This window comes from Desulfurobacterium sp., from assembly GCF_027028515.1.
In the GTDB taxonomy this organism is placed as follows: Bacteria; Aquificota; Aquificia; order Desulfurobacteriales; family Desulfurobacteriaceae; genus Desulfurobacterium_A.
The window spans coordinates 11,157-35,268 of record NZ_JALVIW010000047.1; the positions used below are offsets into that span (position 1 = coordinate 11,157).

The 24,112-nt window shown below is 38.4% G+C and carries 22 protein-coding genes; 16 read left to right on the forward strand and 6 right to left on the reverse strand.

Annotated features, from left to right (window positions below; translation table 11 throughout):
* The first annotated feature begins 3 nt into the window (after window positions 1–3).
* From dnaX to bioF, 4 genes are read left to right on the forward strand one after another with little or no spacing between them, the layout of a single operon-like run.
* A complete protein-coding gene (gene dnaX, locus MV676_RS04165; protein WP_297445500.1) occupies window positions 4–1,416 on the forward strand; it encodes a DNA polymerase III subunit gamma/tau in 1,413 nt (470 codons plus the stop codon).
* Complete coding sequence (locus tag MV676_RS04170) at window positions 1,413–2,768, forward strand: sigma-54 dependent transcriptional regulator (protein WP_297445502.1); 1,356 nt, start codon at window positions 1,413–1,415, stop codon at window positions 2,766–2,768. The genes dnaX and MV676_RS04170 overlap by 4 nt, the downstream gene beginning before the upstream one ends.
* On the forward strand, window positions 2,755–3,360 hold the full coding sequence (locus MV676_RS04175; protein ID WP_022846672.1) for a trimeric intracellular cation channel family protein: 606 nt from the start codon (window positions 2,755–2,757) through the stop codon (window positions 3,358–3,360). Before MV676_RS04170 ends, MV676_RS04175 begins: the two co-directional genes overlap by 14 nt.
* Entirely contained in the window at window positions 3,361–4,476 is a 1,116-nt protein-coding gene (gene bioF / locus MV676_RS04180; protein WP_297445504.1) for an 8-amino-7-oxononanoate synthase, read from the forward strand. It begins immediately after the preceding gene.
* On the opposite strand, the gene MV676_RS04185 is transcribed toward bioF, so the two are convergent.
* The 3 genes from MV676_RS04185 to MV676_RS04195 all read right to left on the reverse strand — a co-directional run bounded on the left by MV676_RS04185 (window position 4,468) and on the right by MV676_RS04195 (window position 7,412).
* Window positions 4,468–4,959 carry a GGDEF domain-containing protein gene (locus MV676_RS04185; RefSeq protein ID WP_297445505.1) on the reverse strand — a complete coding sequence of 164 codons (492 nt, stop codon included), beginning with the start codon at window positions 4,957–4,959 and terminating at the stop codon, window positions 4,468–4,470. The genes bioF and MV676_RS04185 overlap by 9 nt on opposite strands.
* Window positions 4,952–6,088 (reverse strand): hypothetical protein, encoded by a 1,137-nt coding sequence (locus MV676_RS04190; RefSeq protein ID WP_297445507.1) that lies wholly within the window; start codon window positions 6,086–6,088, stop codon window positions 4,952–4,954. Before MV676_RS04190 ends, MV676_RS04185 begins: the two co-directional genes overlap by 8 nt.
* Before the next feature lie 91 nt (window positions 6,089–6,179).
* A complete protein-coding gene (locus MV676_RS04195; protein ID WP_297445509.1) occupies window positions 6,180–7,412 on the reverse strand; it encodes a penicillin-binding transpeptidase domain-containing protein in 1,233 nt (410 codons plus the stop codon).
* A gap of 79 nt (window positions 7,413–7,491) precedes the next feature.
* Between MV676_RS04195 and MV676_RS04200 the strand changes: the two genes are divergently transcribed.
* Window positions 7,492–8,553, forward strand: coding sequence for a DNA double-strand break repair nuclease NurA (locus MV676_RS04200; RefSeq protein ID WP_297445512.1), 1,062 nt, complete (start codon window positions 7,492–7,494; stop codon window positions 8,551–8,553).
* Here MV676_RS04200 and bioA read toward each other — a convergent pair.
* Both bioA and MV676_RS04210 read right to left on the reverse strand, forming a co-directional pair.
* Window positions 8,550–9,908: an adenosylmethionine--8-amino-7-oxononanoate transaminase gene (bioA, locus tag MV676_RS04205; RefSeq protein WP_297445513.1), complete on the reverse strand. Its 1,359-nt coding sequence runs from the start codon at window positions 9,906–9,908 to the stop codon at window positions 8,550–8,552. The genes MV676_RS04200 and bioA overlap by 4 nt on opposite strands.
* 91 nt (window positions 9,909–9,999) lie before the next feature.
* Window positions 10,000–10,149, reverse strand: coding sequence for a hypothetical protein (locus tag MV676_RS04210; RefSeq protein WP_297445515.1), 150 nt, complete (start codon window positions 10,147–10,149; stop codon window positions 10,000–10,002).
* Window positions 10,150–10,522: 373 nt separating this feature from the next.
* Between MV676_RS04210 and MV676_RS04215 the strand changes: the two genes are divergently transcribed.
* From MV676_RS04215 to rpoD, 6 genes are all read left to right on the forward strand, one after another.
* Window positions 10,523–11,146, forward strand: coding sequence for a hypothetical protein (locus MV676_RS04215; RefSeq protein ID WP_297445517.1), 624 nt, complete (start codon window positions 10,523–10,525; stop codon window positions 11,144–11,146).
* Window positions 11,146–13,722, forward strand: a complete 2,577-nt coding sequence (locus MV676_RS04220; protein WP_297445519.1) for a PD-(D/E)XK nuclease family protein — start codon at window positions 11,146–11,148, stop codon at window positions 13,720–13,722. The genes MV676_RS04215 and MV676_RS04220 overlap by 1 nt, the downstream gene beginning before the upstream one ends.
* 182 nt (window positions 13,723–13,904) lie before the next feature.
* Entirely contained in the window at window positions 13,905–14,258 is a 354-nt protein-coding gene (locus MV676_RS04225) for a hypothetical protein (RefSeq protein WP_297445520.1), read from the forward strand.
* Window positions 14,255–15,031, forward strand: coding sequence for a LysM peptidoglycan-binding domain-containing protein (locus tag MV676_RS04230; protein ID WP_297445522.1), 777 nt, complete (start codon window positions 14,255–14,257; stop codon window positions 15,029–15,031). Before MV676_RS04225 ends, MV676_RS04230 begins: the two co-directional genes overlap by 4 nt.
* 105 nt (window positions 15,032–15,136) lie before the next feature.
* The gene (dnaG, locus tag MV676_RS04235; protein ID WP_297445524.1) at window positions 15,137–16,783 is read left to right on the forward strand and encodes a DNA primase; all 1,647 of its coding nucleotides are present in this window, start codon (window positions 15,137–15,139) and stop codon (window positions 16,781–16,783) included.
* Between the two features lie 17 nt (window positions 16,784–16,800).
* Window positions 16,801–18,492: an RNA polymerase sigma factor RpoD gene (gene rpoD, locus MV676_RS04240; protein WP_022846684.1), complete on the forward strand. Its 1,692-nt coding sequence runs from the start codon at window positions 16,801–16,803 to the stop codon at window positions 18,490–18,492.
* Here rpoD and MV676_RS04245 read toward each other — a convergent pair.
* Window positions 18,469–19,314, reverse strand: a complete 846-nt coding sequence (locus tag MV676_RS04245; RefSeq protein ID WP_297445526.1) for an RluA family pseudouridine synthase — start codon at window positions 19,312–19,314, stop codon at window positions 18,469–18,471. The two genes, rpoD and MV676_RS04245, sit on opposite strands and share 24 nt — an antisense overlap.
* A 59-nt stretch (window positions 19,315–19,373) precedes the next feature.
* Between MV676_RS04245 and MV676_RS04250 the strand changes: the two genes are divergently transcribed.
* The 5 genes from MV676_RS04250 to MV676_RS04270 form a co-directional block, all read left to right on the forward strand.
* A complete protein-coding gene (locus MV676_RS04250) occupies window positions 19,374–20,276 on the forward strand; it encodes a histone deacetylase (protein ID WP_297445527.1) in 903 nt (300 codons plus the stop codon).
* 201 nt (window positions 20,277–20,477) lie between these two features.
* Window positions 20,478–21,800, forward strand: coding sequence for an APC family permease (locus MV676_RS04255; protein WP_297445529.1), 1,323 nt, complete (start codon window positions 20,478–20,480; stop codon window positions 21,798–21,800).
* A gap of 128 nt (window positions 21,801–21,928) precedes the next feature.
* Window positions 21,929–22,657 carry a CRISPR-associated endoribonuclease Cas6 gene (gene cas6 / locus MV676_RS04260; RefSeq protein ID WP_297445532.1) on the forward strand — a complete coding sequence of 243 codons (729 nt, stop codon included), beginning with the start codon at window positions 21,929–21,931 and terminating at the stop codon, window positions 22,655–22,657.
* Window positions 22,654–23,853, forward strand: a complete 1,200-nt coding sequence (gene cmr1 / locus MV676_RS04265) for a type III-B CRISPR module RAMP protein Cmr1 (protein WP_297445533.1) — start codon at window positions 22,654–22,656, stop codon at window positions 23,851–23,853. Before cas6 ends, cmr1 begins: the two co-directional genes overlap by 4 nt.
* Before the next feature lies 1 nt (window position 23,854).
* Window positions 23,855–24,112, forward strand: a 258-nt coding sequence (locus tag MV676_RS04270) for a hypothetical protein (RefSeq protein ID WP_297445534.1), incomplete at its 3' end; no start/stop codon positions are given.

Below are 24,112 nucleotides of genomic sequence, written 5' to 3' on the forward strand. Positions count from 1 at the left end.
ACTATGGGATACCTTGCCATACCGAGAAAGTACAGACCCTCACGATTTAGCGATGTCGTAGGTCAGGAACACGTCACAGAAACCATCAAAAACGCAATAAAAACCGGGAAAATAGCCCACGCTTACATATTTGCAGGGCCAAGAGGTGTAGGGAAAACAACAACAGCCCGCATAATAGCCAAAGCCTTAAATTGTGAGAATCCCCGGGACGGCGAACCGTGCAACGCATGTTCAATATGCAATGCGATAAACAAAGGGGCTTTCCCGGATGTTATAGAGATAGACGCCGCATCAAACAGAGGTATAGACCAGATAAGAGAGCTGCGGGAAACGGTTTTCTATTCACCAACAAGGGGCAAGTACAAGGTTTACATCATAGACGAATTTCACATGCTCACAAAAGAGGCGTTCAATGCGCTTTTGAAAACCCTTGAAGAGCCACCAGAGCACGTTGTTTTTATCCTTGCAACAACAGAGCTTGACAAAATTCCGGCAACCATCCTGTCACGCTGTCAGAGATTCCTCTTTAAAAAAGTTCCTGAAAACAGAATAATAGAAACCCTTGCAGATATATGTGGAAAAGAAAGTGTAAACTTTGAAACGGAAGCCCTAAAACTCATTGCCGTCGCTTCTGAAGGCTGCCTTAGAGACGCTGAAAGTCTCCTTGATCAACTAATAGCCCTTTCTTCAGGAAACATAACAGCAGAAGTGGCTTCCCGCTTTTTAGGAGTTCTGGGTTCAAACATTCTCAAGAATCTCCTGGAAAAAGGATTTACAGGCGATCGAAAGGGACTTAAAGAGCTTCTTGACCAGCTTGAGTCAACGGGATACAACCCTTCAACCATCACGAGACAGTTGTTGAGCTTTATTGAAGAAGAATTTTTAAAACAAGAGAGTCAGTGGAATAAAGAAGAACTTACCGCAGCATTCGAAATAGTAACAAAGAATCTTAAAACCATAGAATCCCATCCTTTTCCGTTTACCGCACTGCTGTTTACACTTTATAAACTCTCATACTTTAAAGAGGTTAAAAAACTGTCCGAAATTTTAAAAGGCGATATCAATTTCAGCGCTTTGACTCCTGAAACTTCCACCAACAGTTTAAAAAAAAATTCCAATAAAAATGAAATAAAAGACACCAACGGCTTTAATCTCAATCACTACATAAAAGATGTAATAAAAGGCAAAAATATCGTTGAGATTATTCCCAAAAACATGACCGCCTATGAAAGACTCGATGCAAAGAAAAAAGAGTTAGAAATAGAGTACGGAAAACATGTCGTAATAGTAAAACCCGCACAGGATGATAAAAGCAGAGAGGTGAAATTAGACCCGGAAACTGAAAAGAAAGTTGATAAAATAGCATCACTTTTTAACGCTAAAATTGTTCCGGGATATCCGAGGAAAATCAAATGAAAATACTGATAATAGATGATGAAGCCGGCATAAGGGAAAGTCTATCTGACATTCTTAAAGACGAAGGCTACAACATTTCTCTGGCGGAATCGGGAAACAAGGGACTGGAAAAGATATACTCTGAACTTCCCGACATCATTATTCTTGACCTGTTTTTACCAGGAATTCCGGGCATGGAGATACTCAAGAAGCTTTCAAAAGAAAAAATAACGGAAAAAGCGGTTATCATCGTTATCTCGGGACACGGCAACATACAGACGGCGGTAGAAGCCATTAAAATGGGCGCTTTTGACTTTATAGAGAAACCCATAAACTTTGACAGACTTCTCAGCGTTCTCGAAAAGGCGAAGAAACAACTATCTCTCATAAAAGAAACAACCATTTTAAAAGAAAGGTTGTCTTCTGAAACGATAATTGGAAACAGTCCTGCCGTAAAAAAACTCAAAGAACAGATAGAAGCGGTAGCACCGGTTGACAGCACGGTTATCATCTACGGTGAAAGCGGTACAGGAAAGGAACTGGTGGCAAGAAGCATCCATAATTTAAGTAAAAGAGCAAACGCACCGTTTATTCCTATAAACTGTGCCGCAATTCCTGACAATCTAATTGAGGCAGAGCTGTTTGGGTACGAAAAGGGCGCTTTCACAGGTGCAAACGCAAGAAAAAAAGGAAAGTTTGAGATAGCAGACGGAGGAACAATATTTCTTGACGAGATTGGCGACATGCCGTTAATGGCACAGTCAAAACTGCTTAGAGTCCTTGAAGAAAAAGCCGTTGAAAGAATAGGAAGCATTGAAAAAATCAGTGTTGACGTAAGAGTCGTTTCGGCAACAAACAAAAACCTTGAAAAAGCGATAGAAGAAGGAACTTTCAGAGAAGATCTCTACTACCGATTAAACGTAATTCCGATACATGTTCCTCCACTAAGAGAAAGAGGAGAAGATGTCCTCCTTTTAGCAGACCACTTTTTAACAAAATTTTCTGCAGATTACAAAAGGGAAAAACCCCGGCTGTCTGAAAGCGTAAAAGAGATATTTCTCAAGTACCGCTGGCCTGGAAACGTTAGAGAACTGAAAAACCTGATGGAACGGCTCGTAATACTTGTAAGGAAAGAAAAGATCGAACCGGAAGATCTTCCAGATAACATGTTCAGTAGAAAAGGATTCTCTGTGAATAGGTTTACTGTCTTACCGTTAAAGGAAGCAAGAGAAGAATTTGAAAAAGAGTACATCGTGTCTATACTTAAAGAGACCGGCGGTGACATGAAAAAAGCCGCTGAAAAAATGCAGATTGACCTTTCAAATCTTTACAGGAAAGTGAACAAATACGGGATAAACAGTGACACTGTTTGATTTCTTTAACATAACCGGGCTTTTGGCATTTGCAGTCTCAGGCGTATATAAGGGTGCAGGAAAGGAACTTGACATTCTCGGCGTATCAGTATTGGGATTTTTAACAGCCCTTGGCGGCGGCATAATGAGAGACGTTATTGTAAATAGAATTCCTGTGGCGCTTACAGGTTACGGTGATGTATCGTTTGCCATAGGAGGCATTGCCCTTGGGATATTCCTCTACAGAGTTTTCAAAATAGATATATCTTCAAAAACAATAGTTAAAATCTTTGATGCCATAGGGCTTGCAGCTTTTACCGTTACCGGTGCACTTGTGGGAATAAAAGCGGGATTAAACGTTGTCGGTGTAATTATTGTTGCGGTTCTCACGGGAACGGGTGGAGGAATGACCAGTGACATCCTGATAGGGGAAGTCCCTTCCATCTTAAGGGAAGATGTTTACGCAACCTGTGCAATGTTTGGTGGTCTTCTGCTCTTTGTCCTGACCAGAGTATCTATTCCCCTCCAGATAGCCACGTTCACAACACTCATTTTTACTTTAAGTTTCAGACTTTTAGCAATTTTCAAAAACTGGCATCTTCCGAGGTTTTAGATGGAAGTTGACAGAACACTGGAAGAGCTAAAAAAACACAATCTTTACAGAAAGCTAAAAACTATTGAAAGAGCAGAAGGTGTTTATGTTTACATAAACGGAAAACGGTTTGTTAACTTCTCATCAAACGACTACCTCAGCCTTGCATTTGACAAACGCCTTGCAGAAAACCATAAAAAGTGCTTAGAAAGATGGGGTTCAGGTTCAGGTGCTGCAAGGCTTGTTACGGGAAATTTCACCGTACACGAAGAGTTAGAAAAAAAGTTGGCAAAAATGAAAAAAACGGAAGCGGCACTCCTTTTTACATGCGGCTACATGGCAAACTTAGGGATACTCTCATCCCTCCTTGGCAACGGAGATGCTATTTTCAGCGATGAGCTAAATCATGCAAGTCTCATTGATGGTTGCAGACTTTCAAAGGCGAAAGTTTTCATATACAAACATAGAGATGTTGACCATCTTGAAGAATTACTAAAAACAAACAGATCTGAGTTTAAAACGGCCGCTATCGTTACAGATTCCGTTTTCAGCATGGACGGTGACATAGCACCGCTCGACAAACTGCTAAAACTTGCAGAAGATTACAACACCTATCTAATCGTTGATGATGCCCATGCAACCGGTGTTATTGGAAACTCATCCTTTGATTTTTTTGATATAAAACCCACCGAAAAAACAATCATAATGGGAACTCTGGGAAAAGCCATAGGCACTTTCGGTGCCTTTGTTGCCTCAACAAGCAGAATGAAAGAATTCTTTGTAAACAGAGCAAGAACCTTCATTTTCACAACCGCCATTCCGCCCCACATAGCATGTATGACCATAAAAAACCTGCAAGAGATTAAAAGTAGAATGAATAAGTTACAGGAAAATATAGAATTACTTTCAAAGCTTACAGGTATAAAAAGTCAAACAGCCATATTTCCCCTTATCGTTGGCGATTCCGGCAGGACGCTGCAGTTATCAGAAAAACTTCTTGAAAAAGGTTTCATAATACCCGCAATACGTCCACCAACAGTACCTGAAGGTACGGCAAGGCTCAGGATTACTGTTGCTGCAGGACACACGGCAGAAGATATAAAAAACCTATCGGACGCACTAAAAACACTAATCTGATACTCTGTTTCTGCCACCTTTCTTTGCCCTGTAAAGTGCCTCATCCGCCTTTTTAATAACTTTTTCAAGAGATTCACCTGGTTTTCTTTCAGCAACACCGAGACTCACAGTGATTCTCACTTCTCTGCCATCACTCGTTTTTATCAACATGTTCTCAACAGCTTTTCTTATCCTCTCTGCAAGCTTAAGAGCATCCTTAACATCCGCATGAGGCAGATATATTACAAATTCTTCTCCACCATAACGTACAAGAATGTCACTCGATCTTATAAGTCTTTTTATTTTTTCAACCAATGTTTTTAAAACCATATCTCCGGTTTCATGACCATAGGTATCGTTTATCTTCTTAAAGTGGTCTATATCTATCATAACGACTGAAAAGCGGGATTCCTGTCCCATTTTTTCAAGCATCTCGTCTATTTTTTCAAGAACATACCTGTTATTAGTACTTGTCAGAGCATCTACAAAAGCTTTTTCAGACACCTCTTTCAGTTTTTGGGAAAGTAAATCTATGTATTTTTTTTAGTGTACCGCTTATCTCGTAAATATTTCTCTTTATCTCATCACTAACGTCACCGAAAGTTTTAGACGAGAAATAATACCTTTCTATGTCATCGAATTTACGATTTCTTAAAAGTCTCAGCAAATATAGAACTTCTCTTCTCTGGCGTTTCAGATTATATATATCTACTAAAGATGCGAATAGTATCAATAAAAATACTGATGCAAAAGAAAACATAACCATCAGACTTGTATTTCTAACGTGAGCAAATATCTCCCCAAAACCTTTCTTAATACCTACATAACCAAGAACATTTCCTAATTCATCTTTAAGAGGATAAAAAACGTACGAATATTTTCCGTGTGCCCACGTGCCTTTTTTAAGAACAGATTCCTTAAATGCCTCTTTTATGTGAAAATAACGGTAATTACCCTTCTTTAAAGAAGCTTTCTGAACAAGTTTTTTATAAACATTCCTATCAAGATTCCGTTTTAAAACACTATCTTTCAAAAGGTAAAAAACATTTGCATTAATGGGATCCTGAAGAATCTGCCTTAATGTTTCAATATGAATCCCAAAAGACAGAGCACCTACGACCTTACCCTTGACAGATATTGGATAAGAAGCTCTCAAGCCCGGAAAACGTTTACATATGTAAAAATAAGCAGCAGGCTTAAAAGCGGTCTGTATCCAGAGAATATCCTCTCTTACTTTTGCTTCCCGTGGTTCTGAGGTCATTCTGGCAAAAGAAAACCAGTTCATCTTAGGATATTTAAAAAAATGCATCTCCTCAATATGAAAATCGCTATGGAGCTTCTGCCACAAAGGCGTAAATTCTGATTTTAGTATAAGAGGATTACCCAACTCATAAGACTTTCTAACGGAAGAATCTTTTGAAATCATTAAAGCTTCTGATAACAGCCACTTTTTTATTGTCTCTATCATTTGAACAACATACTTTCTTTTGTGGCTAAAAAACCTTTCCCTCAAAGAAATTTCAAAATGTATTTGAGACTTTATAAAAAAATAACCGGCAACAGCAAAGATTATAATTATAAAAACTGTTAAACTCAAGAAATTTATCTTAAAGTCAGCTTTTCTTATATTCATTTGTAAACCCTATATGCTTATAAGGAATCTCATTTATAATAATGTATTATTTTTGCAAATAAGTCAAGAAATTAAGCAGGTATCTAAATTTTCACTTCGAACGCTCTGCAATAAGAAAATTGCTGTGTATCATAGATAATACAGCAAGAGCGGAAATATCGTAACCGGTAATGTAATATCTCGCTCCGTTAACAGCCACCGAGGCAACGGCCAACTTTTTATCGCCATTCTCGACAAATCCGGTAAACCACTCACACCTGCCTTCAGGATAGTTAAGTTGAGAGAGCGTTCCTGTTTTACCACCAATAGTCAGATAAGAATATCTCCTGAGGCGGCGGAAAAATTTCTTGTCAGAGGCTGTTCCAAATCTGACAGTGTCAAGCATCATTTTTTTTATTGTTTCTGCCGTCTCTTTTTTTATAACACGCCCCAAAACGTGAGGACGATTCCTATAAATAACTTTCCCCTTATACCTTACCTCTTCAATCATGGAAGGCAGCACCATAACACCACCATTTTCTATGGTAGCTGAAATGAGAGCCTCGTGTAAAGGACTTGTTCTCGTTTCTCCCAAACCGGCTGCAATTAAAGCAAGGTCATAATCGTCAAGAGGTTTTCTGATAATACCCCAGGGGAAACCGTAATCTTTCCTGTTAAATCCAAACCTGTAAGCATAATTAAGGAGTCTCTTTTCACCTATAAGCCTACCGATAACACCAAAGTAAGGATTAGAAGAATAGGCAAAAGAGTGGAACATGTTTCTCGGAATTATATAGTTACTTTTAAACCAGACTTCGGGAGAACAGGAATCATCGTGCCCTCTTGTTATTAACCTCTCTTGCGGATCTATGCCAAACTCAAGAGCTGCAGCTGCCGTAATTATTTTAAAAGTAGATGCCGTAACAAACGTGTTCCTGATTGTCAAATCAGGATAATTTAAGCTGCTAACAGCTGCAATCACCTTACCGGTGGAAGGCTCTATAGCAACAAAAGCACCGTACTTTAATTTATATCGTTTAAATTCTCTTTTTATATCCTTCTGAATCTCAGGATTTACAGTAAAAATCACTTCTGTACCATTTAAATCTCTATAAACATATCTACCATCCTCTATATGAGCTTTTTTAAAAAGAGTGAATTGCAACGTAAAATTCCCGTTTAATTTATCAAGAAAAACTTCGTACGGTTTCTCTGGTCTCTCTATTTCTGTTTTGCCACCTATATTTGCCATTGAATTAATAATATAAGGATAAATTACAATGGCAAAAATTATCGCAAAAGCAAAAAGCCAGTATCTTAACTCCTTCCTCTTAAAATCAGCCATTAAATCACCTTCTCCCGATTCCATTTATGAAAATGCTGGTTTAAAATATATTCCAACTACTTATCGTATGGAAGGCTAAATGAGCATCAAAGGATATCTGATAGAACTTGCAGAAAAAAAGAAAAACTCCATAACTACCGACTTTGAAACCATTTCTTTAGAAGCCATCGGAAAGGCCAGCGAACTGTGGAAAGAGTTTGAAGGTGAGGAAATAAAAGCCACAATAGGAGCCGTTGACGGAAGCTTAAACAAGAAAGAGTTCCTCGGATTTGTTGTTTTTGCCGTAGCTGCATCGTCTGTTTTCTTCAACGAAGCAGGAAAAAATGAGGAAAGAGAAAGCTACAACATAGACATAGACGTTCTGAAACCCTCAGAATACTCTGACTCAAGAATCAGGCTTTTTATGGGCATTCTTGAAATAAAAGAACTCCTTAAACTATATAAGGAAGAAAATCCCGACATTATGCTTATCGACGGTTCCATTATAGGAGACATAATAAGGCCGGTATCGTTCACCTTCCAGATTGAAGACGAAGAAAAAGAATACGTTGAAAACTGCCTTTTCCCCGAACTAAAAGAAACCTTCTCTCTAAATTCTATAAACTCCAAGGTTTTTCACGAAAAAATTATAAAAGACGTAAAACCTGAAAAATATCCTGTTATTGCAGGTTACCTTGAATATCTTGAATATTTATTATCGATAGAAAAATTGCTCAATGTTGCGGAAGGCAAAATAGTAGCCATATCAAAGAGATCCTCTTCAAAAATTTACAACTTCAACTCTATCATGTCCGATATATTCATCTTTCAAATGGCTGATGTACCTCCCGGATACAGCAATCCCGTTAAGGTAAAAATATCACCAGAAAAAAAGTACAGGTTTCCTAAAATATTTGAAGATTACTTCAGAAAGCGCAAAATAAACGTTTTCTTTGCAAAATTTACCACAGACGTATACAAAATAGAAACAAACCTTCAACCTGAAAAGGTAATGGGAGCATTAAAAGGTACGATAGTAAGAAACTATCCCTACCCTCTAAAATTAGCCCACGACTCCGTAAAGATAGACAACCACACGATGGAAAAGATAATATCTGTCCTGTCAATCCATTTTAGAACAGGAAGGGAAGGGGTGGATTAACCACCCAGAACCTCAACAATTGCATCTTTGTAAGTCTTAACCATCACTTCTATCTCTTCCTCTGATATGGCGAGCGGAGGCATCATTACAAGCGTAGGACCTAAAGGTCTTGTGAAAACGCCCTTTTCTATTATCCGTCTTGAAACACGCCTTCCAACATCGTCCTTCCAGGAAAATCCTTCTTTGGTCTCCTTGTTTTTTACCAGTTCTATGCCAACCATAAAGCCTCTACCACGAATATCACCCACATGCTTCAAGTCAGACAGGTGAAAATTCAACTGTTCGTAGAGAAACTCTATCTTGGGCAAAAGAGCTTCAGGCCATCCCTTTTCTCTAAAAAGCTTTAAGTTCTCAAGTGCAACTGCACAACCGAGCTGATTTCCCGTAAAGGTGTGTCCGTGGAAGAACGTTTTTCCACTCCCGTAATCTCCGCCCCAGAAAGCTTCGTAAACATCATCCGTAGCAAGAGTTATAGCCAAAGGCATATATCCGGCTGTTAACCCTTTAGAAACAGCCATAATGTCAGGAACAACATCTTCCCACTGACAAGCAAACATTTTACCGGTTTTCCCAAAACCGGTAGCAACTTCATCAAGTATGAGCAAAACACCGTATTTATCACAGAGCTCTCTTACTCCCTTTAAAAATCCTTCAGGATGAACGATAATACCGGCGGCCGCTTGAACGAGAGGTTCCATAACAACAGCCGCTATCTTATCACCCCTTTCTCTCAGGATAGACTCCATAATAGAAAGAGAATATTCTTTACATTCATCTTCTGTTCCGTCAAACCTGTATGGATGAGGGGAAGGGACCTTGAACGTTTCAAACATGAGTTCCCTGAACATTGAATGAAAAAGATCTATTCCACCTATACTGACAGAACCTATCGTATCACCGTGATAAGCCTCTTCAAGCTTTATAAACTTGGTTCTTTGTTTTTCTCCCTTTAGTTGCCAGTACTGATAAGCCATTTTAAGTGCAACTTCCATCGCCGTAGAACCGTCATCCGAATAAAAAACGTGTTTTAAACCTGGCGGGGCAATATCCACTATCTCTTTTGAAAGCTGAACGGCAGGAACGTTTGTTAAACCTAATAAAGTCGAATGGGCAATTTTGTTTGCCTGAGCATAAAGGGCATCATTTAACCTTCTAACGTTGTGGCCATGAACGTTACACCAGATTGAACCGACAGCATCAAGATACCTGTTGCCATCAACATCATAAAGCCAGCATCCTTCACCTTTCTCTATCACAATTGGTTCATTCTTAACATACTCGGCCATCTGAGTAAAAGGATGCCAGACAAAAGTTTTATCCCACTCTTTCAGTTGATTTGCATCTATCCTATTCATTGTATCCCTCCTTTAAAAGTTCAATCTCCTTATTCCAGTAAATCGGAACCCTATCAAAAGGTAAAGTATCATTATCATCAGTCACATAAAGTTAAAAAACGTCAGCGGATAAAATAACATTTGACATTTCACCTTCAGAAGCACCGTATATTATACAGCTACTTTTTTTCGGGAAAATCGGAATAGCAACCGTAAGTCTCAAACACATCATAACTATTTTCAAAAACAACAATATCGGCAAAGGAAAAATACTCCTCCGGAGGTCTTGTTCCCGGATTTAAAACAACAAAATAGTCTCCCTTAGATTTTATATAACCATACAGCGTTTTGGTCCTCCTTCAAAGGCAGGATTTAGAACAATTATCGGAGAAAGTTCAGCGGGAAGCGAAAGAATCTTTTCCAAATTAAAATCAGTCAAATCCGGGTAAAATATGCAGGTATCAGGATTTTATGCTCCGGTGCCTTTTCACCCCTTGCACCGTACGATGAGATGAGAAAGACAGAAAGAAGGAAACACCATATCCTCATAAAACCTCCGGAAAACAAAAAGACCTTTTTAAACTTCGGAGAATAAATTTATAATTTAAATAACCATACCGCTACGGAGGCACGGAATGAAACTGATAAAAAGAGTGATCACGACAGTTGCTTTACTTGGCATATTTACAACTTCATACGCCATGAACTACAATGAGATAAAAATTGCCTATTACAAATCTTTCACATACGAGAAAGCCGGGGACTATAAGGACGCCATAAAAGCCCTCATGCCCGTTTGCGAAACTTACCCTAAAGGATACACGGTCAATCTGAGACTTGGATGGCTTTACTACCTGATGGGGAAGTACAAAAATTCAGAGGTTCACTACAGAAAGGCGATGGAAGCCATTCCTTCTTCGGTTGAAGCAAAACTCGGTCTTTCCCTTCCACTTATGGCAGAAAAAAGATGGGCAGACGTGGAATCATTAATGTATAAAGTGATAAAGACGGATTACTACAACTTTTATGGAAACTTAAGACTTGCCGTAGCTCTTAGAAACGAAGGAAAAGCCAAACTCGCAGAGCAGATAGCAAGAAAAATGCTCGCACTCTACCCATCAAACGTTGCATTCCTTACAGAGTTAGGGCTTGATCTATTTGCCCAGGGAAAGAAAAAGGAAGCGTACGCTACATTCAGCGACGTTCTTATTCTTGACCCCGAAAACACGGTCGCAAAACATTATCTTGGAATTAAATAATGACATTTAAGGATATCCCCGAATTTATAGCGGACAAAATAGAAAGCGGCAAACCGTACATAGCCGTAAGAGAACTTTCTTCAAGACTTCTCCTTGAAATATGTAAAATCCGTAAAAAACCTATAATAGGAAAAGTTGCAGGCACACTGCAGGAACTTGCTCTGCAACTGATTCAAAAAGACTTCCTGAATCCCGGAATAATGACAGAACAGGAACGACTCTTCATAGTCAGAGATGCCATAAGAAAAACGGGAATTCCCCACTGGAGAAGCCCTTCTTATGTAGAAATAGTTGATAACAGGATAAGAGAACTAAAAGAACATAACATTGAAACAGAAACCCTGCGGAAATGCGCAGAAAAAGTCAACGGAAATCTTTCTAAAAAGTTGAAGCTAACCGCTAAAATCCTCGATAATTACAACTCACTTATAGGAAAATACAAGAAGTACGACATTTTTTCACTGTTTGAATCAGCAAAAGGGAAAAAACCGGAATATAGCGAAATTATACTCTTTTTCCTTCCACAAATACTTCCTCTTGAAGTGGATTTTCTGAACTCAATAAACACACCTATCACTGTAATAACTTTTAAAGACAACGGCTCATTTTTCAGTAAGTTAAGTAAAGAAAACCTAAAATTAGTTCAAAACTGGAAAATTATTGAGGTTGAACCGGCAGATATTGCGAAAAACTTCTCTTTTAAACCAGAGAGGAAAATTGACAAAGTAAAGTTAACGGAAATTGCTTATACCACGGAGAGCGAAGGCATTAAAATTGTTGTCTCTTTTGTTAAGAAACTCTTATACGAAGGCGTTCCTCCAGAAAAAATAGCCATTGCAGGAAGGAATCTCGAAGGAAAAGAACTGCTGTTTTACGAGGCATTCAGAGAAGAAAAAATTCCCTTCTTTTCCCAGTACAAAGGTATTCCTGTTAGTTTACATCCAGCCGTCAAAAAATTTTTATCCAGCGTAAAAAACGACGAAGAAAAAACCATAAAGGATTGGTGTAAGGCACTCAAAGAATCAGCTGAAAAAGAAAACATAGAAGAAGAACTCGTAAAAGAACTTGAAACACTAAACCGAGAAATCGCCGCCCTAACCGAATCCAATATCATAGAGAATAACAAAATCAACGGTAAGGAATTTCTTGAACTTTTAAAAATTATAATGAAAAATAGAACCTTTCTTATATCAGAAGAAGAACCCTTCGGCGTGTTTGCAGGTACACCGGAAAATGTACCATCAGCACTCCCAACCCACATACTGTTCTTCGATTTCTCATCGGGTACCTATCCCCGCTCATTCCCGTTCGATCCAGACTTCAGCTACCAGGAAAGGGAAGAAATAAACCGGGTTTTAAACCTCAACAATCCGATTTTAGAAGCTCTACCGGGGCGAGAAAAACTGATAATGTATGAGTTCCAAACATTCTACAATGTCCTTGCCACAGATCCTCAAGAGATGATATTTACATACCATATAGATAAAGGCAGCTCCACGTTCCTTTCCATACTAAAAACCTACACAAATCTGAAAAAAGAAAGTAGAAAATTTGTTTCCGCAAAAGCAAAAAGGCTCCTCTCTATATACAAAGACAAAACCAACGCTCACACACCTATAGAATGGGGAATTGTCAGATGGAAAGAAAAAATAGAAGGCGCTAAAGAAATGAATTTCATTTTTGACTCCAACTTCATAGGCAAATACCTGCCCAAAAACCTTTCTGTAACTGACGTTATATCTTACTTTGATTGTCCAACAGAGCTTTTTTTCACAAAGATCGTTGGTTACAAAAAGACCACAACCGTAGAAGCCCTTGAAGGACAGATATACCATGAATTCATAAGGCGGTATTTTTCAGAAGGTGGAAATCCGGAAGAACTGTTTGAAAAAGTCTTCAAAGAATTCACTCAAAGTGTGGATGAAGAGCGGATCTTTCTCCACAAGCCTTTTATCAAATATAACATTTTAAAATTTATAGCCGACTGGCGACCAAAAAGTAATGTTTACAAGCAGGAAATAGATGTAGAGGTAAAAATAGATGACATAACTCTATCTGGGAGAATAGACTGGGTCGAAAAAAAAGATAAACACATAGAAGTCATAGATTTTAAAAGAGGAAACGTAAGTACAGACGAGTATGATCCGGGAAAGAAAAAATCATTTCAGATAATTTTATATGGACTCTCCCTTGCAAGAGAAAAGGATGTCGTTAAAGCTGTGAAAAACTGGAAACATAAACAGATAAACTTTGCATTTATAAGCATTCCCAAATTCAACAAAAAAAGTGAAGAGAAAAACTGGCTGAAATATTTTGAAGGAAAGAGAATAAGAAAAGAAATCATGTCATCCATTACGTGGGTAGTAACAGGATATAGAATGATAGAAAAAGGGTTTTTTGCACCCCTTGGCATTAACCCTTATAAACCAAGTCCAAAAAATAAAGAAAAACTTTTCAGCTTTAGAGAATCAAATATGTGCCCCTATACCCACACTTTAACCCAAAAGCAGCTAAATATTTACAGAGAAAAAGTGCAAAAAATGTTTAAACGTATTAACAAAAAGCTCTGGGGCTAACTTATAACCTGAAAAAGCATCTATCCACCACTTAACACTTTTTAAGCTTCCCTGCATATATTAATCTAAAGGCAAATTAAAACGTTTATTTTTAAAATCCTGAAAATTTACTTGACAGATTAATTAAACAGAGATATGATAAAAGTCAGGAGATTGTATGTATCTAACTAACGGAGGGTATGATGAGAAAGAAATTACTGTTGGGACTTATACTGGTTCCACTGGCTATAACAGCCTCCTGCGGAACTGCCAAGAAAGAAGTTAAAGTTACACCCGAGCAGCAGAAGGAACAGATAGAGCTCAAAGAAAAGTATCAGAAATTGTTAGACGAAATTGACACGATGAAAGACAAACTCACTAAAATTAAAGAAGAGAAGGCTGCTACACAAGAGAGAATAGCTTACCTTGAAAATCAGATTGCAGCTCTTGAAGCTGAAAAGGCATCTCTTCAAAAAGAACTTTCAACCATGCCTTCAAGAGAGAGCCTTGAACAGGAACTTCAGGCTCTTCAGGCTCAGTTAGGGGGTGAGCAATGAGAAAGTTAACCGCAATAGTCACAGCAATGCTTATCTCTTCTGCGATTTCTCCAGCATTTGCAGCTGGAACATGTTCATCAAACATCTCAAATTATGAGACATGCACAGCAACAAATTCAACTGAAAATGCAACAGGAAATACAACAGAAAATGCAGCAATTCAAAAACCAACTGAGGCTACTTCGTATGAAGAATTAATGGCCCAGTACAAAAAAGCTCTTGCAGAATACAACAGTTTAAAGGCTGAACTTGAAAAAGAAGAAAAAGAGCTTGCCATGCTTAAAGCTCAAGAAGCTGAACTTGAACAGAGGTATAACGCTCTTTCCTCAGACGTTGAAGCTCTGAAACAGGAAATAGAATACAGAAAGCAGCTTGAAGCAAAGATTGCAGAGCTTAAAGCAAAACTCGCAAAAGCCGGCAACAAAGTAGAAATGCTCCGAAGAAAGTTCATGGCACTTCCTAAAAGCTACCGCGTCGTAAGAGGTGATACTCTATGGGGAATTGCTTCAAAAAGCTACATTTATAACGACCCCTGGCAATGGCCTCTAATATACAGGGCAAACAGGAACAAAATAAAAAATCCTCACCTTATTTTCCCTAAACAGGTGTTCACTATACCGAGAAATATAACAGCCGAAGAAGTGATAGACGCAAGGAGACAGGCTCTAAGAACCCCTCCACCTCCAGGTGCAAAAGTTATAAAAGTCGGCCCTGTTAGAGCTGAAGACGTTCCAAAAACAGCAACCGATTACTTCCTTTTCATGAACAAATAACCGTTGAGGGGGGAAAGTTCCCCCTCCATTTCTCTTGACTTATCCACAGATAAGAATAATTTTAATGGTGCGTTCTCTTTACTACTTTTAAAAGAGGTGATATAATTGGGGAGAAAAAAAATCCCCCACTCTTTTGTAGAAGACTTGCTATCAAGAGTTGACATCGTTGACATAGTGTCAAGGTATGTCTCTCTCAGACAGGTAGGTCGCAACTTTTCAGCCCTCTGCCCCTTCCATCCAGAAAAAACTCCCTCATTTGTCGTAAGCCCAGAAAAGCAAATATTTAAATGCTTCGGCTGCGGCGTTGGTGGTAACGCAATCACCTTCATAGAGAAGTACGAGAATCTATCGTTTTACGAAGCGGTAAAGAGGCTCTGTGAACTCTCAGGCATTGAATTTCCATCAGAATTTTCAGAGGAAGATTCTGAAGCCGATGCAGTATTTGAAAGCGCCAACAAAGCAGCAAAATTTTTCCACTCAAAAATAGACAGAATAAAGGAATATTTGAAAACCCGCTCAATAGATAAAACAAGCGCTGAGAGATTTCTAATAGGATACGCACCCGCCGATTACCACAACCACCTCAAAATAAATAGAGAAATACTCAAAAAGCTAAATCTTATAACTGAAAAAGGTTACCCATTCTTTAAAGAGAGACTCATCATTCCCATATTCAACCACAGTGGCAAAATTGTAGCGTTTGGCGGAAGAGCACTCAAAGCAACTCAGAAACCAAAGTACATCAACAGTCCAGAAAGCGAGATATTCCACAAAAACAGCATCCTTTACGGATTTTTCCAGGCAAAAGAGCGGATTTTAAAAGAAAAGGAAGCTGTTGTAGTAGAAGGTTACTTTGACGTCATATCCCTGTTCCAAGCAGGAATAGAAAAAGCGGTAGCTCCCATGGGAACTTCCTTAACAGAAAACCATGCTAAAACGTTGAAAAGATACGCAAATCGGATAATTCTATTCTTTGACGGCGATGAAGCTGGCGAAAAAGCCACACTGCGTTCTTCAAAAATTTTCACAGAGTTAGAAGTTGAACCTTTTATCGTCCGTCCACCGAAAGGTGAAGATCCTGATTCCCTCGCAAAGAAATCACCTGAAAAACTTAAAAAGCTTCTGTCAGAACCAATTCCGCTCATCCGGTACCTCATAGAAAAAGTTGAAAAGGCACCACTTGAAATGCAGGCAGAAGAGATAAGAAAGGTCATCGACGTATTCTCACCTATGAAAGACAAAAATCCCTTCAAATTTAAAAAATTCCTCTCAGAACTATCTGCCGTTACAGGTGCAGATATAAAGTGGCTTAAAAAGCAGGTGCCGCAGTATAGAAACAGAAAAGATGCAGAAAAAATCGAAAAACCCATAATACCTGAGTATGAAAAAGCCTTCATCAAAGGCATGATAGAGGGAAAAATACCCGTAAACCTCGACATATCACCAAACGTCTTCGTATCAGACGATTGCAGAAAACTCTTTGTTCTTTTCAAGATGAAAGGAAACATACCTTCATCGATAGAGATAGAACAGGAATACCCTGAACTTGGTGGAACAATCGCAGAAATAGCACTTACCGAATTTACCGAAGAGGAAATAAAGGCTTCTCTGTGCAGAATTGTCAAGAAAGAGTTAGACAGAAGATTGAAAAACACAAAAGGCTTCATTGACAGGAAAAGGCTGAAAGAACTGTGTGTCAATCTAACACCTGAGGTTGGGGGAATTGAGGAAATTATTTCTTGCATCCATTAAATCAAGGAGGTGCAGCGTTGGAGAAGAACAGCTTTGAAGAGCTGATAGCCCTGGGGCGAGAGAAGGGCTATGTAACATTTGACGAACTTATAGAGCACATCGACGAAGAAGCTCTCACCCCGGAACTCTTAGAAGAGCTGATGACGCAACTTGACGAGTACGATATAGACATTATACCAAAAGAAGGTGCCGAAGCTATAGATCTGTCAAAGCTCCAGATAACGATATCACCTGATACGCTCCCCCGTTCTGATGACCCCATAAGGCTTTATCTTAGAGAAATGGGCGGCATCCCCCTCCTTAAAAGGCATGAAGAGATAGTTTTAGCAAAAAGGGTTGAACTTGGAAGAAAAGCACTTGTCAGGTACCTTCTGAAAACGAGAGAAGTTTTAGACTTTGTTCTTAAAGCAGAAGAAGAAATAAGAGCTGAGAGATTAAAGGTAAGAGACATTCTCCGGTCACCTGATGACTTTGCTGAGGGTGGTGAATCAGAAAGACGAAAAAAGTTTTTCGCTATAACCGGAAAAATCAGAGAACTCCTGCCGGAGTTTGAAGCAAAGTACGAAACGTACAGAAAAAGACCGAGGAGCAAGAAAGCAAAGAGGGAACTCATAAAAGTGTGGGCTCAGATCAACACACTTTTAAGGAAACTTCCAATATCATTTTCCATATACGAGAACATGGCAGACAACCTCTACCAAAAAATGAGAGAACTTAAAAAGTGTGAAAAGAATATACAGAAGCTCAGTGGAAAACTCTCATTCTTGGGCACGCCGATAGAGCAGTTACCTCTCATGTTTGATGACCCGGAAATCCAGGAAAAGATAGACCGCTCAAAGTACACGACAAGAGAAGTGAAAAAGTTTGTAAAAAAGTATCTCGAATATAAAGAGAGATACGCAAAGATACTATCTGAAATTAACATGCCCAAAAAAGTCTTCTATGAAACAACAGAAAAAGTTTACTTCTATAAGAAAGATTCACAGGAAGCAAAACAGATACTTGTCCGGTCAAACCTGAGGCTTGTCGTTAGCATAGCCAAGAAATACATAAACAGGGGACTTCACTTCCTGGATCTTATTCAGGAAGGAAACATCGGACTTATGAAAGCCGTTGACAAGTTCGAATACAGAAGGGGCTACAAGTTCAGCACATACGCAACCTGGTGGATAAGACAGGCAATAACAAGGGCAATAGCCGACCAGGCAAGAACGATAAGAATTCCCGTTCACATGATAGAGACAATAAACAAGCTCATAAAAGTCTCAAGGCAGATGTTCCTGGAAATGGGCAGAGACCCGAAACCGGAAGAGATAGCAGAAAGATTAAAAATGCCCGTAAGCAAGGTAAGAGCTATTATGCAAATATCTCAAGAACCTGTATCCCTTGAAACACCTATCGGAGATGATGAGGACAGCACACTGGGAAGTTTCATAGAAGATGCAAAAAGCCCTATACCCGAAGAGGTAATCATCAAGAATGACCTGAAGGAAAAAGTATCAGAGCTTCTATCAGTCCTGAACGAAAGAGAAGCAGATGTTTTAAAACTTCGCTTTGGTCTTGATGGCTATCCGGAACACACCCTTGAACAGGTAGGAAAAGCTTTCAGAGTTACAAGGGAAAGAATAAGACAGATAGAGTCAAAAGCTCTCAAAAAACTTAGAAATCACGGTCTTGATATTGACTTAAGCATATTCCTTGAGAGGTAGGGCTTCCCTGCCTCTCTCTAATATACCAATAAATGCAGAAAAATCATCAAAAACAGGTGCAGTTATCCTTACACTTTTACCGGTAAAAGGTGACTTAAAGGCAACTTCCTGAGCGTGGAGCATTATCCTCGGTGCAAATCTCAAGAGAAACGGGAAACTCCCCCTGAAGTACCTAAACTCACCTACAACAGGATGGTTCAAAAAGGCAAGGTGCCGCCTTATCTGATGCTTCCTGCCGGTCTCTATTGAAATTAGAACTTCCGTAGCCCTATCAAACTGCTTAGTTGCTCTTATATGACTTAACGCTTCCCTCCCATCAAGAGGAAGACAGATGCGCTTTTCCTCTCTAAAACTTCCGGATACAAGCGCCCTGTAAATTTTCTTTATTCTTTTTTCTCTGAATAACTTAACCATCTCTTCAAAAATCTGATCACTTTTAGCAAACAGCAAAACGCCCGTTGTTTGTTTATCTAACCTGTGAATAGCCCTGATTTTTTTAAACCTCTTTTTAAGAATCGATTCAACATCGGGAAAATTCCGGTTTGAATTTAAAAAAGGCGGCTTGTTGACAGCAAGAATAAAGTCATCCTCATAAATAATCTCCAATTCAGGATAAGAAAAAAGATAATCAGAAACAGAAAACTCCACAACACCATTTTTCCTCAGCAGTAACTGTCTCTTTAAAACTTTTACACCATTAACAGAAACAAGACCTTCGTCAAGAATCCTTCTAACTTTGCGCTTTGAAATTTCAAGAGTTTCTGAAATTACAGGTTCAAGTTTTCCGGAGCGATTTCTAATCCTATAAGCGCTAAAAATCATCAACTATCTCCCGAAAAGTTATAAATTAAAATTATAGAACCATCTAACGGAGAAGAGACATGGGCGGATGTGTAATTTATGACGAAATCTTTCTAAAGCACAACCTCGAAGGACATCCGGAAAACAGAAATAGATTGATAAGCATAATGTCTTCCCTGCCAAAATTTAACATCCCTGTTGAAAAACCTGTAAGAATCAGCAAAGAACTCATAGAATCCATCCACGATAAAAGGTACATAAGTGCCGTAAAAAGTGCATCGTTAACCGGATTTGAATACCTTGACCCGGATACCTACGTGAATAATTATAGTTTTGACGCTGCAATAATGGCAGCAGGTGCCTGCGAAGAAGCAGTAAATCTCGTTGCAAACGACAAATACCGTGCCGTCTTCTGCGCTGTAAGGCCTCCCGGCCACCACGCAGAAAAAGACAGAGCGATGGGATTCTGCATTTTCAACAATATAGTAATAGCCGCAAAAAAGGCCCTCAAATCGGGATTTAAAAAGGTGTTTATAGTCGATTTTGATGCTCATCACGGAAACGGAACAGAGCATCTAATAAGAGACGATGAGAACATCTTTTACTTCTCAACCCACCAATACCCTTTCTACCCGGGAACAGGAAGTGAAGAAGAAAACAGTAACCACATACTCAACATACCCCTTCCTTCAGGAACCGGCGATGAAGTTTTCATCCCTATTTACGAAAGAAAGCTTCCAAAAATTGTTCAGAACTTCTCACCTGACATTCTTCTCGTATCGGCAGGTTTTGATTTCCACAGGGATGACCCTTTAACAGGACTTAACGTTTCCTATTCAGGAATGGAAAGAATAGTGGAATCAGTCTTTTCCATCGCAAAAAGTTTAAAAATCCCCATCATCCTGACTCTTGAGGGAGGATACAATTTAGATGTTCTGACAAAGGCCGGGGAATCCATATTCAGTCACCTTTCCGATTTTTAAGCAGATAAGCACCAACAAATGCGGTAAAAAAAAACGGCAAGAAGGCAATAATAAACTGAATGAACCTTCTCCTTGTAACTGTTTTCATACCCCTCATCTAAACCTCCCATCTAAAGTGTTTTACTTGTGAAAAAAGTACCACCATTTGTTTAAAGAGTCTGTTAAGAACAGTGCTAAAATAACCAGGGTAGGAGGGTAAAAGTGGAAGAAAAAAAACTAACACTCCTGCAGGCAGTATCGCTGGCTGTAGGAACTATGATAGGAGCAAGTATCTTTTCCATTTTCGGCGTGGGCGTGGAAACGGCAGGAACTGACCTTCCCTTCGCCTTCCTCTTAAGCGGCCTTTATGCCCTGATGGTGGGTTATTCTTACGCAAAACTTGGAACAAAAATCGTCTCAAACGCAGGACCTGTTGCCTTTGTCGAAAAGGCTTTCGGAAATAATCCTATTACCGGAACGCTAAGCATTTTAATGTGGACAAGCTACGTTGTTTCCATATCCCTTTTTGCCATAAGCTTTGCAGGCTATTTTCTCCCTCTCATTCACCTGAACAATTATGCCCTTAACACCTTCGTCGTAGTAATAATAATAGCGGTATTTGGTGCGCTTAACTACTTCGGTGGAAGCAGCGCAGTGGGAAAGCTCGAATTCTGGATAGTGCTTACGAAACTGCTTATACTTCTGCTGTTCATTGTTGCAGGACTTGCATCTTTTAACCCATCCTACGTTAAACCGGATTTCTCGCCGGAAGGAATAAGGGGAATCTTAAATGCATCCGTTATCTTTTTTCTCTCTTACATGGGATTTGGACTTATAACAAACGCAAGCGAAAACATTCAAAATCCCCAAAGGACAGTCCCAAAAGCAATATACATAAGCATCATAACGGTCATCGTTATCTACGTTTTAGTATCGCTATCAGCCCTCGGTGCTGTCCCTGTATGGAAACTGGTTAAATATCAGGAAAATGCACTTGCAGTTGCAGCAGAGCCGGCACTGGGTAAATTCGGATTTGTACTTTTAAGTATCGGAGCACTCATAAGCATATCTTCTGCCTTAAACGCAACCCTCTACAGCGGTGCAAACGCAGCGTACGCACTTATGAAAGAAGGATACATCCCCCACCCCCGAAAACAGCTCAAAAGAGAATGGATGAGTGAACACTTCGGCCTATATCTAACATGCACCCTCGCCCTCCTGTTTGCACTCCTGTTCAACATAACATCTGTAGCTTCAATAATCAGCCTTGTAACAACAATTCTCTACATTTTTGTTCTCTTTTCTCACATCAAGCTGATTGAAACCAAAAAAGCAGAAGGAAGAAAAGGCATTGTATTTTTTAACCTAATTGTCATTACATTCGTGGCGATAGAGATACTTATATTTCAGCTTAAAAACAGCCCAAAAACCTTTGTAACCTCTATCTTAATTCTCATCGGCTGTTTTACAGCAGAAATTCTTTACTACGGTAAGCAGCGGAAAATACGGATATTCAGAAGAAAAGAAGCAAAACCAACAATATAAACGACTTATAGCTAACATTTTTAAGCCTCTCAACAATTAAAAAATTTTATTCTGCCCAATCTATTGATTTTTTAAAAAGTTTCAGATAAAATCATTTTTGATAAGTAGCGCTAAACACAGGGGGTACGGTGAAATTAAAACTAACTTTTGAGGCAGAAAAAGAGATAGAGCTTCCAATTCATTACAATTATATCCTCCAGGGTTTCATTTACAACAATCTTGCAAAACCATTCGCAGACTTCATCCATAATCAAGGTTATAGATACGGAAATCAGATTTTTAAACTCATAACTTTCTCAAAAATATACGGCAGAAAGAGAATATTCAAAAGGGAAAAGAAAATAGTTTTCGGTCCTTCTTTTCATATATACGTCTCTGCTATAGATACCCACATCCTACAAAGCATAGCATTGGAACTCATACAGAAAGAAAATCTACGTCTGCATAAAAACTTAATAAATCTGAAAAGTGTAGAAGCAATAGAACAGCCTGTCTCTTCACCTAAAACCGTTGTAAAAACCATATCACCCATAACCGTTCACGAATCGCTAAATCGGAAAACAATGTACTACAATCCTTATCAGGAAAAATTTTACAAGCTACTTGAAGAAAACCTCAGAAAAAAAGTAGCCGTAATCACAGGTAACGAAAACGATGAAATATCGATAAAACCTGTGGAAGACGTTAAATACAAGAAAATAATAACCTACTACAAAAATAACTTCGTGATAGAAGCCTGGGACGGAAAATTCCAAATAGAGGCACCGCCGGAAGTGATAAAAATAGCCCTGCGTGCCGGCCTCGGCGCCCGCAACTCTCAGGGCTTCGGTATGGTTGCAATCCCGGAGGAAAAATGAAAAGCGGCAAAAAGGAGATAACAGCAACATTTAAGACAATAACCCCTTTATGGACGGGGGATGCGTGGGGAGAATGTAAAGAGATTAGACCATCTTCACTCATAGGAAGTCTGCGGTTTTGGTTTGAAATCGTTTGCTATTTTTCAGGCATTTGTAAAGATGAAGAAGATAAAGATTCTAATATAACTTCAGGAAGATTTGAAAAAGAAGTTGATAGAAAAAGTCTAAAGGAATTTATACAGAAAAATGGAAATGATATAAATGGAATTATTAAACATCCTATAGATAATCAAAACATTCCCATCCCTTCTGTGATTTTCGGAACTACAAACTGGAGAAGTTTAATAGAAATTAAAAAAGTTGAACCTGTGGAAGATTACTGTTTTGGCAATAAGTTAAATCTACCTTATGCAATAAGCATTAGAAAAGATAATTATGATATCGAAGAATACAAAAGTGAACAAGAATGGAAAAATAAAATTAACACTTATAATGGAAATTCTTTTAAAGAAAATTTGAAAAACGCAAAAAAGGAATACTCCTTTTTTTTCTATCCAAATCCTTATTTCTTTGGAAGATTCCAGGTCATATTTAAAGTAGAAGAAAAAATTTTAGAAGCCAATTTTTATCCTCTTTTAAATTATATGGACAAATACGGTTTCTGGGGTGGAAAATGGAACATCGGATATGGAAGACTTAAAATTGAGGAAATTCAAGGCATAAAAGATGACGAATGGAGAAAAGAAGAAATTTTATTTAACAATAAGACAGCAAAATTTAATAATTTTAATTTTATTGATATAAATGCATCGTTAAATTTAAAATCAAAACCATTTGAATTCCTAAAATACTTTTTAGGACAAGATAGCTTTTACTGTAACAATGAAAGAGATTTTAAGAATAAAAGATCATCCATTCCCAAAAAACTTAAAGTTTTAAAAATCAATAACTTAAACGAGAACTATATTACTTTAATTAAAAAATTATTAAAAAAGAAAGCGGAAATGAGAAATTGTTTAAGATCCAACAATCAAGTTCACGACAAAAAACAGTGGGATGAATTCAGACATAAACTGTTTGGAACTACCACAGGTGAAACTGAAGGCACAAAAATCATTCCATGGATTTACGAAAAAGATGGTCAATTAAAAGGTGGTTTTGTTTCAATTGCAGGGATTATAAATATTGGAGGATAAAATGAGTTATGAGATTTTCAGAGAAAAAATTACTCGAAAAGTAGTATCAAAGAACATATTATCTTTTCTTAAAGAAGCAACAAAATATAATATTCTGGATGGAAGAAAAGTTAAAGATATGCAAGATGAAGATTTTTTGGAATTGTTTCCCTTTGCAAATCCTTCTGATAAAAATAAATTTAAAAATTTCAAAAATACTGAATTTGCACTAACGTGGTTTAAAAAAAGTATTAACAGAATCTATTCCATTGATAAAAGT